At 66.5% G+C, this 13,841-nt stretch carries 14 protein-coding genes; 4 read left to right on the top strand and 10 right to left on the bottom strand.

Annotated elements, in window-relative coordinates:
* The first annotated feature begins 113 nt into the window (after window positions 1-113).
* Entirely contained in the window at window positions 114-1,661 is a 1,548-nt protein-coding gene (locus tag AC4LGL_RS13285) for an HNH endonuclease signature motif containing protein (protein WP_491839089.1), read from the top strand.
* 63 nt (window positions 1,662-1,724) lie between these two features.
* On the opposite strand, the gene AC4LGL_RS13280 is transcribed toward AC4LGL_RS13285, so the two are convergent.
* The 10 genes from AC4LGL_RS13280 to AC4LGL_RS13235 all read right to left on the bottom strand — a co-directional run bounded on the left by AC4LGL_RS13280 (window position 1,725) and on the right by AC4LGL_RS13235 (window position 10,334).
* The gene (locus AC4LGL_RS13280; RefSeq protein WP_491839088.1) at window positions 1,725-2,417 is read right to left on the bottom strand and encodes a DUF8548 family protein; all 693 of its coding nucleotides are present in this window, start codon (window positions 2,415-2,417) and stop codon (window positions 1,725-1,727) included.
* 104 nt (window positions 2,418-2,521) lie between these two features.
* Window positions 2,522-3,049, bottom strand: a complete 528-nt coding sequence (locus AC4LGL_RS13275; protein ID WP_491839087.1) for a hypothetical protein — start codon at window positions 3,047-3,049, stop codon at window positions 2,522-2,524.
* A gap of 6 nt (window positions 3,050-3,055) precedes the next feature.
* Complete coding sequence (locus AC4LGL_RS13270; protein ID WP_491839086.1) at window positions 3,056-4,036, bottom strand: hypothetical protein; 981 nt, start codon at window positions 4,034-4,036, stop codon at window positions 3,056-3,058.
* Window positions 4,037-4,106: 70 nt separating this feature from the next.
* On the bottom strand, window positions 4,107-4,448 hold the full coding sequence (locus AC4LGL_RS13265) for a metal-sulfur cluster assembly factor (protein WP_491839085.1): 342 nt from the start codon (window positions 4,446-4,448) through the stop codon (window positions 4,107-4,109).
* Window positions 4,445-4,933 carry a Fe-S cluster assembly sulfur transfer protein SufU gene (gene sufU, locus AC4LGL_RS13260; RefSeq protein ID WP_491839084.1) on the bottom strand — a complete coding sequence of 163 codons (489 nt, stop codon included), beginning with the start codon at window positions 4,931-4,933 and terminating at the stop codon, window positions 4,445-4,447. Before sufU ends, AC4LGL_RS13265 begins: the two co-directional genes overlap by 4 nt.
* Complete coding sequence (locus AC4LGL_RS13255) at window positions 4,930-6,183, bottom strand: cysteine desulfurase (RefSeq protein WP_491839083.1); 1,254 nt, start codon at window positions 6,181-6,183, stop codon at window positions 4,930-4,932. The genes sufU and AC4LGL_RS13255 overlap by 4 nt, the downstream gene beginning before the upstream one ends.
* 1 nt (window position 6,184) lies before the next feature.
* Complete coding sequence (gene sufC, locus AC4LGL_RS13250; protein ID WP_055113727.1) at window positions 6,185-6,958, bottom strand: Fe-S cluster assembly ATPase SufC; 774 nt, start codon at window positions 6,956-6,958, stop codon at window positions 6,185-6,187.
* A 2-nt stretch (window positions 6,959-6,960) separates the two neighbouring features.
* A complete protein-coding gene (sufD, locus tag AC4LGL_RS13245; protein ID WP_491839082.1) occupies window positions 6,961-8,139 on the bottom strand; it encodes a Fe-S cluster assembly protein SufD in 1,179 nt (392 codons plus the stop codon).
* Window positions 8,140-9,570 (bottom strand): Fe-S cluster assembly protein SufB, encoded by a 1,431-nt coding sequence (sufB, locus tag AC4LGL_RS13240; RefSeq protein WP_491839081.1) that lies wholly within the window; start codon window positions 9,568-9,570, stop codon window positions 8,140-8,142.
* Window positions 9,567-10,334: a helix-turn-helix transcriptional regulator gene (locus AC4LGL_RS13235; RefSeq protein ID WP_491839080.1), complete on the bottom strand. Its 768-nt coding sequence runs from the start codon at window positions 10,332-10,334 to the stop codon at window positions 9,567-9,569. The genes sufB and AC4LGL_RS13235 overlap by 4 nt, the downstream gene beginning before the upstream one ends.
* Window positions 10,335-10,450: 116 nt before the next feature.
* Here AC4LGL_RS13235 and mptB point away from each other — a divergent pair, with 116 nt between their 5' ends.
* The 3 genes from mptB to AC4LGL_RS13220 are packed head-to-tail and all read left to right on the top strand — an operon-like array spanning window position 10,451 to window position 13,835.
* Window positions 10,451-12,127 carry a polyprenol phosphomannose-dependent alpha 1,6 mannosyltransferase MptB gene (gene mptB / locus AC4LGL_RS13230; protein ID WP_491839079.1) on the top strand — a complete coding sequence of 559 codons (1,677 nt, stop codon included), beginning with the start codon at window positions 10,451-10,453 and terminating at the stop codon, window positions 12,125-12,127.
* A complete protein-coding gene (locus tag AC4LGL_RS13225; RefSeq protein ID WP_491839078.1) occupies window positions 12,124-13,056 on the top strand; it encodes an ABC transporter ATP-binding protein in 933 nt (310 codons plus the stop codon). The genes mptB and AC4LGL_RS13225 overlap by 4 nt, the downstream gene beginning before the upstream one ends.
* The gene (locus AC4LGL_RS13220) at window positions 13,053-13,835 is read left to right on the top strand and encodes an ABC transporter permease (protein WP_055113716.1); all 783 of its coding nucleotides are present in this window, start codon (window positions 13,053-13,055) and stop codon (window positions 13,833-13,835) included. Before AC4LGL_RS13225 ends, AC4LGL_RS13220 begins: the two co-directional genes overlap by 4 nt.
* The last annotated feature ends 6 nt before the right edge of the window (window positions 13,836-13,841 follow it).

Genomic DNA, 13,841 nt, shown 5'->3' with positions numbered 1-13,841 from the left:
CTCAGCGCGAATTTGGGGAGGAGGGACGAGGTCAGTCGCCGTGGCCCCAGTTATCCACAACCGGCAACCCTGCCAAAAAGTATGAGTCAGTGGATCGGCGTATACTCGAACACATGTTCGACGGCGATTCCGATGCGGAACTGATCGACGCGATGTCCGCGTCGGCCCGTGCCGAATCGGCGGCGATCGCGGGGCGGCTGGCCGCGATCGGGGCGTTGGACCGCCTGCGGGAACACGAGTTGGCCGAATCGATCTTTTGGACCACCGACCCGTTCGAAGAAGTGTCCGCTGAAGTGTCGGCGGCGTTGCGGATCAGTCGGGGCCGGGCCGGCACGCAGATTCATCACGCCCGGGTGCTGCGCGACAAACTCCCGTTGGTGGCGGCCCGGTTCGCCGTCGGAGACATCGACTACCGGGTGGTGCGGATGATCATCGCCCGCACCGGCATCGTCGACCCTGCCGTCTGGACGGGGCTGGACGAGGAACTCGCCGGCCGGGCCCATAAATGGATGCGGTTCTCCGAACGACAGTTGCGCGACCGAGTCGATCAATGGATCGCCAAGCTCGACCCCAACGGGGTGCGGGTTCCGCCCCCGATCGATGAGGGCCGGTTTGTTCAGGTCGAACCGAGCAGCCCGGGCATGGCCTCGGTATGGGCCAACCTCCACGCCGCCGACGGGGTCGCCTTCAGTCAACGCCTTGATGCGGTGGCCGACACCGTCTGCAAACACGACCCCCGCACCCGCGAACAGCGTCGCGCCGATGCGGTGGGACCGGTGGCCCGACTCGAATCCCAACTGCCGTGCCTGTGCGGCCTCGACGACTGCCCCGCCAAACAGAAACGCGCCGCCGCGGATGCGGCGATCGTGCACGTGCTGGCCGACCAGGCCACCGTGGACGGTCGCTCGGATGATCCGGGGTATCTGGCCGGCCATGGCATCCTGCCCGCCGAATCGGTCCGCGACCTGGCCGCCACCGCCAAGGTCAAACCCGTACGCATACCCACCGGGCACCCGGCCGAGCCCGCCGAGCAGGCTGAGGCGAAGGGTCCCGGTGAGCCTTCCGAAGCGGCTGAGCCTGGCGAGCCCAGCGATCCGGCCGAGCCGGAACGCCCTGAACCCGCTGCTGCCGGCGAGCCGCAGTACCGCCCCTCGGTCGCACTGTCAGAGTTCATTCACTGGCGCGACCTGACGTGCCGATTCCCGGGCTGTGATGCCCCCGTCGAACGCTGCGACGTCGATCACACCGCAACCTGGCCTACCGGGCCGACACATCCCTCGAACACCAAACTCTTTTGCCGCGCACACCATTTGGTGAAAACGTTCTGCCCCGGCTGGACCGACCGTCAACTCCCCGACGGCACCATCGAATTCACCACCCCCACCGGACACACCCACATCACCGAACCCCACGGCGCCGGCATGTTCCCCACCCTGGGCCGACCGACCGGGGACCTCAACCTCCCCGAACCCCAACCGCAAGCACCGCACCCCGGCCGCGCGGCGAAGATGCCCAAACGCCACCGCACCCGCGAACAAGACCGACAAGACCGCATCGCCGACGAACGACGCCTACGCGCCGAACTCAACAACGACCTCGCCACCGAACGCGACTACCAAGCCTGGCTCGCCGAAGAATACGGACCACCACCACCCTTCTGATCTGAACGGTGTTGTGCCGCTCGGTTCGGCGTGGAAGTCCGCAGCCCCCGAGCGGCAACAACCTCACGACGCGAGATCGCGTTGATATGGTCGTCCGGATTCGAACCGCCATATCGCGTGATCGAGCGCGAACGCATCCCAACCCGCAGATGCGGCCACCTCACGCACCATCTCAGCTGCGTGTTCGGCACTGACGTTGCCAATTTGGCAGGCCACGTATGCCGCCACCACGCTGCCGGCCCTCGCCCCAGGGATCTGTGTGAGCTTCAGCGTGTACTCCCACGTGACGCCCGATCGCTGCCCGGGCACCGCGCACCACGCCTTCGTGACCTGCTCCCGGCGGGCGTCCTCCTCAACCAGGACACGCAGGTCTGCGGAGGTGCGGACGTCCAGCGCGACAAGCGCTTCCGCAACCTGTTCGACAGCGACCGACTTCAACGGCGCGTTCGCCATGGTCGAGGTGGGCCGACGGTTTCCGATCTGCGTCGCCCATGAGTCCGGCCCGCCCAACTCGGCGATGTTCTGCAGGAGTTCGACAGCGCCGTCAGTGTCGGCGTCCGCACCCTGCGCTGCCCGATAGCCGCGGTATCGGGCGATGATCTTCTCCACAGAGGCACGCTGCGCCCCGGTCGAGTAGATCGAATCAATCACGCACAGCGCCAGTGATTCTGGATATCCGAGCGGGCTGAACCAGCGCTGTGGATCACCGAGATCGCGTACGCATGCTTCGTGCAATTTTTCGACGTCCGAGTGCATGGCAATTCCTTCCGGCTATTCGAAAACCCCATCGGCTCCCGATGCGCTGGAAGCTAACGACGTCGGCCGACAGAAAGTGGTCGAGAATCCATGCAGTGGCGAAGTTATCCACAGGCCTGATCGATACGTGCCAGCAGTTGCGCGTGCTTCTTCGGCCACCAGAACAGTTCCACCGCCAGAGCCGCCAGGTAGACGACCGACACCACGGCGTTGCCGACCGACCCGAATACGGCGTCCCACAACGCGCTTGCCGCGGCGACGATGAGCACCAACGGCAAGAGCCAGCGAAACGGCCTGGCCGCCTCGGCGGCTTCATGCACGCCGCGGCCGTAGTCGCGGGCGGCTTCGGCCAGTCGTGGGTCGTCGATGTGCTCACCACGGCGGGCCGCGGCCACGACGCGGGCCTGATCAGCGCCGCTCAGGTGCTCTGACATCGGCCAGTACCGGGCCATCCGGCGCGCCATCCAGACGCCGTAGAAGGTGCCCACGATGACTAGGACCAGCACGCCGGAGATCCAGAATCCGGAGTCCAGCCAGGAGAGCACGCCCAGTACGAAACCCACGCTGCCGCCGATCGTCAGCGCCCGACCCCAGAAGCCGCGGCGCCAGACGAACGCCGGGACGGTCAGCACCGCCCGTTACCAATCTCCATCGGCCACAGCATCACCCGGTGCGCCCTTCACGGTGACGACTTTCGCGGGATCAACAGGGGCAAAAGGCATCTCAACTTCCCCGAACCACTCCCCGACACTCTTCACGTTCTTCAACACCTCGGTGGCGGCCAGGTCCCGGGCGTCCGCGTCGTAATAGTCGAACCATGGCAGGCCGGCCTCGACATAGGCGTCGCGGTCCACCGGGGTGGGCGGCGGCACCTCACCGGTGATCGCGGTCCACTGAGCCGCGCTGCAGAGATGCACGAACACCCGCCACGAACGGTCCTCGTCATAGTCGGACAGCGGACGGTCGTCGGCATACACCTCCTGCCGCATCCTGCCGCCGGCCCCCAGACCCATCGACGGTGCCGCGCAGGGCGATGGGAGCGGCCCGCAGTCATCGAAATCCACCATGGCTTCTTCGATCAGGGGACGCGCCCGCCACTCGTCGAGAGCCCTCGGGGTCAGACCGACCCCGCGCAGCTGGACACCGCCATGGACTTCCTCGCCGGTGACCTGCCCTTCGACCGTCGCCCTGGAACCGAGCGGCACGGCCACGAACTGTCGGATGTAACCGTCACCGGCGTTGATGCCGTCGAGCCACGGCTGCTCGGGTAGAGCGACGTAGTTCTGCGGGTCATGGGCCAGCCGGTCAGTCCAGCCCTCACCGCTGACCGCGCACACCTTCCCGATGCCGATCTGCAGGGCGGCGGGTTCGCCTGAGCCGAACGACAGCCACATCGCCTCACGCTGATAGACCGGCAACATGATCCCGCCGTGCGCCAGCCACTCGGCGGGAACCCGATCGGGATAGTCCTGAACCCGACGCAGGGGAAACGAACCGAGACTGGGTGGGAGCGGGTGTAATCCGGTCTCCGGAATCCGGAGGGTGCGCTCGAACGTCACCGTCGCCGGTCCCAGCATCAACCGGTCAGCGACGACCTTTACCTCAGGGCTGTGTCCCATGTGTGCCTCCGTGTTCGCCTGTTGGCGACATTGGTAGCACCGAGGACCGACAGCCTGACGGCCTTGGCAGCTAGACGGTGAATCCGAGCGCGCGCAGCTGCTCGCGGCCGTCGTCGGTGATCTTGTCCGGGCCCCACGGCGGGTTCCAGACCCAATTGATCTTGATCTCGTTGACGAGGCCCGCGCCCACGAGCGCGGTGCGCGACTGATCCTCGATCACGTCGGTCAGCGGGCACGCCGCCGAGGTGAGCGTCATGTCGATCAGCGCGACTGCGCCTTCATCGCCGTGCTCGACGTTGAGTCCGTAGACCAGGCCCAGGTCGACGACATTGATGCCCAGCTCGGGATCCACCACGTCGCGCATGGCCTCCTCGACATCGGCGAGCAGTTCGTCAGAAGCGGGATCACTCATCGCTTGTCCTCCACGTCGTCGCTGGCCTGTGCCAGCGCTCCATCTTCGGGCCTGGCCTCCGCCAGTGCGGCCTTGAAAGCTAACCAACCGAGCAGCGCACACTTCACCCGGGCCGGATACTTGGCGACACCGGCGAACGCGATGCCGTCACCGAGTACATCTTCGTCCCCCTCAACGTTCCCGCGTGAGGAAATCATCTCGGTGAACGCCTCGACCGTCTTGAGGGCGTCGCCGACGCTCTGGCCGATCACCTGATCGGTGAGCACCGAAGTGGCGGCCTGGCTGATCGAACAGCCCTGCCCGTCATAGGAGATGTCCGCGACCGTCTCCGCGTCGTCGGACAGCGCTACCCGCAGCGTCACCTCGTCCCCGCAGGTCGGGTTGACGTGATGGACCTCGGCGGCGAAGGGTTCCCGGAGTCCGCGATTGTGCGGATGTTTGTAGTGGTCCAGGATCACTTCCTGGTACATCTGTTCCATCTTCACGAGAAGAACTCCACGGCGCGTTTGATGCCGGCCACCAGGCGGTCGACCTCGTCGAGCGTGTTGTAGACCGCGAAGGACCCGCGGGCGGTGGCGGCGATCCCGAAGCGACGGTGCAGCGGCCAGGCGCAGTGGTGCCCGACGCGGACTGCAACACCCTCGTCGTCGAGCACCTGCCCGACATCGTGGGCGTGGATCCCGTCGACCACGAAACTCACGGGGGACCCCCGATGTTCCATCGTCGTCGGCCCGATGATCCGCACCTGCGGAACCGAGGCAAGACCTTCCAGTGCGGCTGCGACCAGTTCGGCCTCGTGAGCCTCGACCGCGTCCATCCCGATCGCACTCAAATACCGTGCGGCTGCAGCCAATCCGACCACCTGCGAGGTCATCGGCGTGCCTGCCTCGAATCGCTGCGGCGCCGGCGCGTAGGTGGTCTGCTCCATCGTGACGGTCTCGATCATCGAGCCACCGGTGATGAACGGCGGCATCGAGTTCAGCAGCGCGAGCCGTCCGTAGAGCACACCGATACCGGTCGGGCCGAGCATCTTGTGACCCGAGAATGCCGCGAAATCGACGTCGAGCGCGTGAAAATCAACCGGCTGATGCGGCACCGACTGGCAGGCGTCCAGCACAGTGAGCGCACCCACCGCCTTGGCCCGCGACACCAGTTCGGCCACCGGGGCAACGGCGCCGGTGACATTCGAATGATGGCTGAAGGCCACCACTTTCACCCGCTCATCGAGCTCCAGCGAATCCAGGTCGATGCGGCCGTCATCGGTCACGCCATACCAACGCAGCGTCGCACCGGTGCGCTGTGCCAGCTCCTGCCAGGGAATGAGGTTCGCGTGGTGCTCCAGCTCGGTGGTGACGATGACGTCACCGGGACCGACAGCATGCTCGAACCGCTTGTCCCCCAGCACGTATGCGACGAGGTTGAGCGACTCGGTGGCGTTCTTGGTGAACACCAGCTCATCCGGCTCGGCACCGACGAACGCCGCGATGTCCGCGCGGCCCTGCTCGTAGGCGTCGGTGGCCTCTTCCATCAGCTGGTGCGCACCGCGGTGCACGGCACCGTTGGACGTCGTCAGGAACCGCCGTTCGGCGTCGAGCACCTGCAGCGGCTTCTGCGACGTGGCCCCGGAATCCAGGTACGCCAACTGCTTTCCACCGCGCATGACCCGGCTCAGAATCGGGAAGTCCGCCCTGACCTCAGCCAGCACGGTGGGGTCGATAGTCCGTGCGGCTGTCATGTCAGGCTCCGACCGCCTGCGTGAAGCGCACGTATCCGTTCTCTTCGAGCTCGTCGGCGAGTTCCGGGCCGCCCGATTCCACGATGCGGCCACCGACGAACACGTGCACGAACTGCGGACGGATGTACCGCAGGATCCGGGTGTAGTGGGTGATCAGCAGGATGCCGCCGTGCTCGGCCTCGGCGTAGCGGTTGACACCCTCGCTCACGATGCGCAGCGCGTCGACATCCAGGCCCGAGTCGGTCTCGTCGAGGATCGCGATCTTGGGCTTGAGCAGACCGAGCTGCAGGATCTCGTGGCGCTTCTTCTCGCCACCGGAGAATCCCTCGTTGACGCTGCGCTCACCGAAGGCCGGGTCGATCTCCAGATCGTCCATCGCGGCCTTGACTTCCTTGACCCAGTGCCGAAGCTTCGGCGCCTCGCCGCGAACCGCGGTGGCCGCGGTGCGCAGGAAGTTCGACATGGACACCCCGGGCACCTCGACGGGGTACTGCATGGCCAGGAAGAGGCCCGCGCGCGCCCGCTCGTCGATGCTCATCTCGAGGACGTCCTGCCCGTCGAGCGTGATCGACCCGGAGGTCACGGTGTACTTCGGGTGACCGGCGATCGCGTAGGACAGGGTCGATTTGCCCGAGCCGTTGGGGCCCATCACCGCATGGGTCTCCCCCGACTTCACGGTGAGGTCGACACCCTTGAGGATCGGGATCTCGGTGTTCTCAGCGCCTTCGGCGGCGTTGACCGAGACGTGCAGGTCCTTGATTTCCAGAGTGGTCATGACTAGTTGGCTCTCGATTCAGTGATGGCAAGTTCTTTTTCGATGGCTGCGGTCAGGCGCTCACGCACCTCCGGAACAGCGATCTTGGCGATGATCTCGTTGAAGAAGCCGCGCACGACCAAGCGTCGGGCCTGCTCTTCGGGGATTCCGCGGGCGCGCAGGTAGAACAACTGCTCGTCGTCGAAACGCCCGGTGGCGCTGGCGTGCCCGGCGCCGACGATCTCGCCGGTCTCGATTTCGAGGTTGGGCACCGAGTCGGCGCGGGCACCATCGGTGAGAACCAGATTGCGGTTCACCTCGAACGTGTCGGTGCCGGTGGCCTCGGCCCGGATCAGCACGTCGCCGATCCACACCGTGTGCGCATCGGGCTTCTTGGAATCCGGATCGCCCTGCAACGCGCCCTTGTAGAGGACGTCGGACTTACAGTGCGGCTGAGCATGATCAACCAGCAGTCGCGACTCGAAGAACTGACCGTCGTCGGCGAAGTAGGTGCCGAGCAGTTTGGCGTCACCGCCGGGCCCGGTGAATCGCACGGTGGCCGAGGTGCGCACGACATCGCCACCGAGGGTGACGTTGACGTGTCCGAGTACCGCGTCCTTACCGAGCTTGGCGTGGTGCGCGCTGACATGCACCATGTCGTCGGCCCAGTCGGCGATCCAGATGACACCGAGACCGGCCGCATCGCCGACGATGATCTCGACGTTGTCCGCGTAGGTTCCGCTGCCGCGGAGGTCGACGACCACGATGGCCCGGGACAGTTCCTCGACCCGGATCTGCAGGTGGCCGTAGCCGACGGTGTCGACGCCGGGGCCTTCCACCACGATCTCGATGGGTTCGGCGACTTCGGTGTCCCGCTTGACGGTCACCACGGTGGCCGTCTCGAACGACGAGTAGGCCTGCGCGGCAACACGATCGGTGGGCACACCGCCCTCACCGAGCCGCTTGTCGTCACGGCCGACGGTCTCCACGGTCACGCCCGGGCGCTCGGTCACGGTGATGCCGGCCTTGCCGTTGGCGACGGCCGAGCCGTCGTGCAGACCGCGAAGCCGCTTGAGCGGGGTGAACCGCCACAGTTCGTCACGACCGCCGGGCACCTCGAAGGCGTTGACGTCGAACGATGCGAACAGCTCGCCCTTGTTGGTGGCGACCCCCTCGACCGCTTGGGTGAGATTCTGCGTCACTTAACCGACCGCGCCTTCCATTTGCAGCTCGATCAGCCGGTTGAGCTCGAGCGCGTATTCCATGGGCAGTTCCTTGGCGATGGGCTCGACGAAGCCGCGCACCACCATCGCCATCGCCTCGTCCTCGGTCAGGCCGCGGCTCATCAGATAGAAGAGCTGATCCTCGCTGACCTTGGACACCGTGGCCTCGTGACCCATCGTGACGTCGTCCTCACGGATGTCCACGTACGGGTAGGTATCCGAGCGGCTGATCGTATCGACCAGCAGCGCATCGCATTTCACGCTCGACTTGCTGCCGTGCGCACCCTTGTTGACCTGAACGAGCCCGCGGTAGGACGCGCGGCCACCGCCGCGGGCCACCGACTTGGACACGATGTTGGACGACGTGTGCGGGGCCAGGTGCAGCATCTTGGCACCGGTGTCCTGGTGCTGCCCCTCGCCGGCGAACGCCACCGAGAGCACCTCGCCCTTGGCGTGCTCACCGGTCATCCAGACGGCCGGGTACTTCATGGTGACCTTGGAACCGATGTTCCCGTCGATCCACTCCATCGTGGCGCCGGCCTCGGCCCGGGCACGCTTGGTGACCAGGTTGAAGACGTTGTTGGACCAGTTCTGGATGGTCGTGTAGCGGACGCGGGCGCCCGGCTTGACGATGATCTCGACGACGGCCGAGTGCAGCGAATCCGACTTGTAGATCGGTGCGGTACAACCCTCGACGTAGTGCACGTAGGAGCCCTCGTCGGCGATGATCAGCGTCCGCTCGAACTGACCCATGTTCTCGGTGTTGATCCGGAAGTAGGCCTGCAGCGGGATGTCGACGTGCACACCCGGCGGGACATAGATGAACGAACCACCCGACCACACCGCGGTGTTGAGTGCCGAGAACTTGTTGTCACCGGCCGGGATCACCGTGCCGAAGTACTTCTGGAAGATCTCCGGGTGCTCACGCAGGCCCGAGTCGGTGTCGAGGAAGATGACGCCGAGCGCCTCAAGGTCCTCGCGGATCGAGTGATACACGACCTCGGACTCGTACTGAGCCGCCACACCTGCTACCAGACGCTGCTTCTCGGCCTCCGGGATGCCGAGGCGGTCATAGGTATTGCGGATGTCCTCGGGCAGCTCTTCCCAGGACGCCGCCTGCTTCTCACTTGAGCGCACGAAGTACTTGATGTTGTCGAAGTCGATGCCCTCGAGGTTGGAACCCCAGTTCGGCATGGGCTTCTTGTCGAAGGTGCGCAGTGCCTTGAGCCGGGACTCCAGCATCCACTCCGGCTCGTTCTTCTTGGCCGAGATGTCACGCACGACGGCTTCGGACAGGCCGCGCTGCGCACTGGCGCCCGCGACGTCCGAGTCCGACCAGCCGTAGCCGTAGTTGCCCAGCGACGCGATGGTCTCTTCCTGGGTCAATGGCGTTTCGGGCGTGATGGTCATGTCGCCGCTCCTTGCTTGTTGCTCGGTGTCGTTTGGCTTGTCGCTGCGGTCGTCCGGGCTGGGCCGTCCGCATCGAGTGGAACGTGGGTGGTGCAGGCGCAGTCACCGTTGACGATGGTCGCCAGGCGCTGCACGTGGGTGCCCAGAATCTCGGCGAACGCCTCACTCTCCGCCTCGCACAACACCGGAAACTCCTCGGCGACGTGCGATACCGGACAGTGGTGCTGGCAGATCTGCACTCCGCGAATTGGGCCGTCCACCGGGTTCGTGGTGGTGGCATACCCGGCCCGCGTCAACGCGTCGGCGACACGCTGGGCGGTGTCGGCGACGCCCTCGGACCCCTCGGTCACACCGGCCAGGATGGTGTCCATCCGCCGCCGCGCGAAAGTCCGCACGGCGTCCTTGCCGCCGATCTCGCGCAATTGCCGAATCGCGGCGACGGCGAGATCGTCGTAGGTGTGGCCGAGCTTGGCGCGCCCCGCAGCCGTCAAGCGGTAGCGCTTGGCCGGGCGGCCCCGGCCGTTGTGCTGCCACGCGGCCGCGGCACTGGCCTGTGCATCGCCGGCTTCGATCAGGGCATCGAGGTGACGGCGTACACCGGCAGCCGAGATGCCGAGCCGGTCACCGATCTGCCCCGCGGTGATCGGACCTTCGAGCAACAGGTGAATGATCGCGCGGCGGGTATGCCCGTCCGATGCGGGCACGACGTCGTTGACCGGCTTCGGCGCACCAGCCGAAACGGAGCCCACAGTCGTCCGACCCATTTTCACAACACCATTGTGACGGAATTCCGCTCCGGGTTCCACCAAGGGCACCCTTACGTGACCTGGGCCACCGTTGCCCGGCGAAGACCGCCGCGGCCGACGGTTACGCTGCCCTGATGGCAAGCCGCCTGTCGACCTTCAGCACATCGATCGCCCGGTGGCACGGCGACGAACGCACCGTCGGATCCCCACTCAACCCCGCCGAGGTCGTCGCGCAGCGTCGTACCCGGCTTTTCGGTGCCACCGGCACCGTACTGATGGCGATCGGTGCCCTCGGCGCCGGCGCCCGTCCCGTCGTGCAGGATCCGACGTTCGGCGTGCGACTGCTCAACCTGCCGTCCCGCATCCAGACCGTGTCTCTGACCATGACCACCACCGGCGCCGTGATGATGGCGCTGGCCTGGCTGATGCTCGGACGCTTCGCTCTCGGCCCGCGCCGGATGTCACGCAGCCAGCTCGACCGCACACTGTTGCTGTGGGCCATCCCGCTGCTGATCGCGCCCCCGATGTACAGCAAGGACGTCTACTCGTACCTGGCCCAGAGTGAGATCGGGTACATCGGCCTCAATCCGTATCAGGTCGGTCCCGCGACCGGCCTCGGCCTCGATCACGTGTTCACGTTGTCAGTACCCAGTCTGTGGCGCGAGACCCCGGCTCCGTACGGACCGCTGTTCCTGTGGATCGGCGAGAGCATCTCTGCGCTGACCGGCGAAAACATCGTCGCCGCCGTGCTGTGCCACCGCGCCGTGGTGCTGCTCGGTGTCGGGCTCATCGTGTGGGCAACGCCTCGGCTGGCCCGGCGCTGCGGCGTCGCCGAGGTCAGCGCACTGTGGCTCGGCGCATGTAATCCGCTGCTGTTCATGCATCTGGTGGCCGGGATCCACAACGAGGCGCTGATGCTCGGCCTGATGCTGGCCGGAACCGAGTTCGCGCTGCGAGGCATCGACGCTGCAGCACCGCTGATCCCCCGGCCGCTGACCTGGCCACACTCACGCGAGGACTGGGACCACTGGTATCCCGCGGGGATGCTGCTGTTCGGCACCGTCCTCATCACGCTGTCCTCGCAGGTCAAGCTGCCGTCGTTGCTCGCACTCGGGTTTGTCGCGATGGCCCTGGCCTGGCGTCTGGGCGGCACGATCAAGGCGTTCTTCGTGGCCAGCGTCCCCCTCGGCGTGATCTCACTGGCCGTGATGGGCCTGATCGGCTGGGCCAGCGGGCTCGGCTTCGGCTGGCTGTCCACCCTCGGCACGGCCAACGTGGTGCGCAGCTGGATGTCGCCTCCGACCCTGCTGGCATTGGGAACCGGTCAGGTCGGCATCTTGCTGGGGCTCGGCGACCACACCACCGCTGTGCTCGCCCTGACCCGCGCCATCGGCGTCTTCCTGATCGCGATCCTGGTCAGCTGGCTGTTGTTGGCGGTGATGCGCGGCCGCCTGCACCCCGTGGGCGGATTGGGCGTCGCCCTGGGCGGAACCATCCTGCTGTTTCCGGTGGTGCAGCCGTGGTACCTGCTGTGGGCGGTGATCCCGCTGGCCGCATGGGCCACGCGGCCCGGGTTCCGCGGGTCCACGATCGCCATCACCCTGGTCGTCGGGATCTTCGGTCCGACGGCCAACGGCGACCGGTTCACGTTGTTCCAGATCGTGATGGCCACGCTGGCCAGCACGTTGATCGTGCTGATCCTGATCGGCATTACCTGGCGCCGACTGCCGTGGCGCGCGTCACGCCAGACCGACACGGACGCACCGCCGACACCTTCGCAATCCCCCGACGCCTACGCTGAATCCCCGTGACCTCGCGTTCTGATCAACCGGTGCTGCTCCGCGGCGTCAGCAAGCGCTACGGCGCCACGACGGCGGTGTCCGATTTGGACCTCGATGTGCAGCGCGCCGAGGTGCTGGCTCTGCTCGGCCCCAACGGCGCAGGCAAGACCACCACCGTCGAGATGTGCGAGGGATTCATCCGCCCGGACGACGGCCGAGTCGAGATCCTCGGGTTGGATCCCGTCGCCGACAATGCCCAACTGCGTGAGCGGATCGGCGTGATGTTGCAGGGCGGCGGCGGATACCCCGCGGCGAAAGCGGGCGAGATGCTCGATCTGGTCGCTTCCTACGCTGCCGATCCTCTCGATCCGGCCTGGTTGATGGACACCCTCGGCCTGACCGAATCCGCCCGCACCACCTACCGGCGACTGTCGGGCGGCCAGCAGCAGCGCCTGGCGCTGGCCTGCGCCGTGGTGGGTCGCCCCGAGCTGGTGTTCCTCGACGAGCCGACCGCAGGGATGGATGCCCACGCCCGAATTGTGGTGTGGGAGTTGATCGATGCGCTGCGCCGGGACGGCGTGACAGTCGTGCTGACCACCCATCACCTCGCCGAGGCCGAAGAACTCGCGGACCGGATCGTGATCATCGATCACGGCGTGGCGGTAGCCACCGGCACGCCCGCCGAGCTGACCCACAGCGGCGCCGAGAACCAGCTGCGTTTCAGTGCACCGCGCAAGCTCGACCTGTCCCTGCTCGCCGCGGCCCTGCCGGAGAAATACAAGGCCACCGAGACGGCGCCCGGCGAGTACCTGGTCGAGGGTCACATCGACCCGCAGGTACTGGCCACCGTGACGGCGTGGTGTGCCCGGCTCAATGTGCTGGCCACCGGCATGCGGGTGGAGCAGCGCAGTCTCGAAGATGTATTCCTCGACCTCACAGGACGGGAGCTGCGGTCATGACGAGCGCTCCGAACCGGTTCGCCCCGGGCACCTTCTCCCCCGATCCCCGTCCGGCCAAGGTGCCGGCGATGCTCGCCGCGCAGTACCAGTTGGAACTGAAGCTGCTGCTGCGCAACGGCGAACAGCTGCTGTTGACCATGTTCATCCCGATCACGCTGCTGGTCGGGATGACGCTGCTGCCGTTGGGCTCGTTCGGCGACGACCGGGCCGGGACCTTCACCCCGGCGATCATGGCGCTGGCCCTGATCTCCACGGCGTTCACCGGGCAGGCGATCGCGGTGGCCTTCGACCGTCGCTACGGCGCCCTGAAACGGTTGGGCGCGACCGCGCTTCCGGTGTGGGGCATCATCGCCGGCAAGTCACTGGCGGTCGTCACTGTCGTGTTCTTGCAGGCAATCTTGTTGGGCGCCATCGGTTTCGCGCTGGGTTGGCGGCCTTCACCGCTGGGGTTGGCTCTCGGTGCGGTGATCATCGCGCTGGGCACAGCCACCTTCGCCGCGCTGGGGTTGCTGCTCGGCGGCACCCTCAAGGCCGAGATCGTGCTGGCGCTGGCGAACCTGCTGTGGTTCGTGTTCGCCGGTCTGGGCGCGCTGACCCTCGAAGGTGGCCCGGTGCCGTCGGCTCTGCGCTGGGCGGCCCGGCTGACACCGTCGGGAGCCCTCACCGAGTCCCTGACCCAGGCGATGACGCTGTCGATGGACTGGTTCGGCGTGGCCGTGCTGGTGGTGTGGGGCGCCGTCGCCGCGATCTGCGCGCTGCGCTGGTTCCGGTTCACCTGATCCACA

The sequence above is a fragment of the Mycolicibacterium arcueilense genome (genome assembly GCF_058536225.1).
This window is presented reverse-complemented; position numbering and strand designations above follow the sequence as displayed.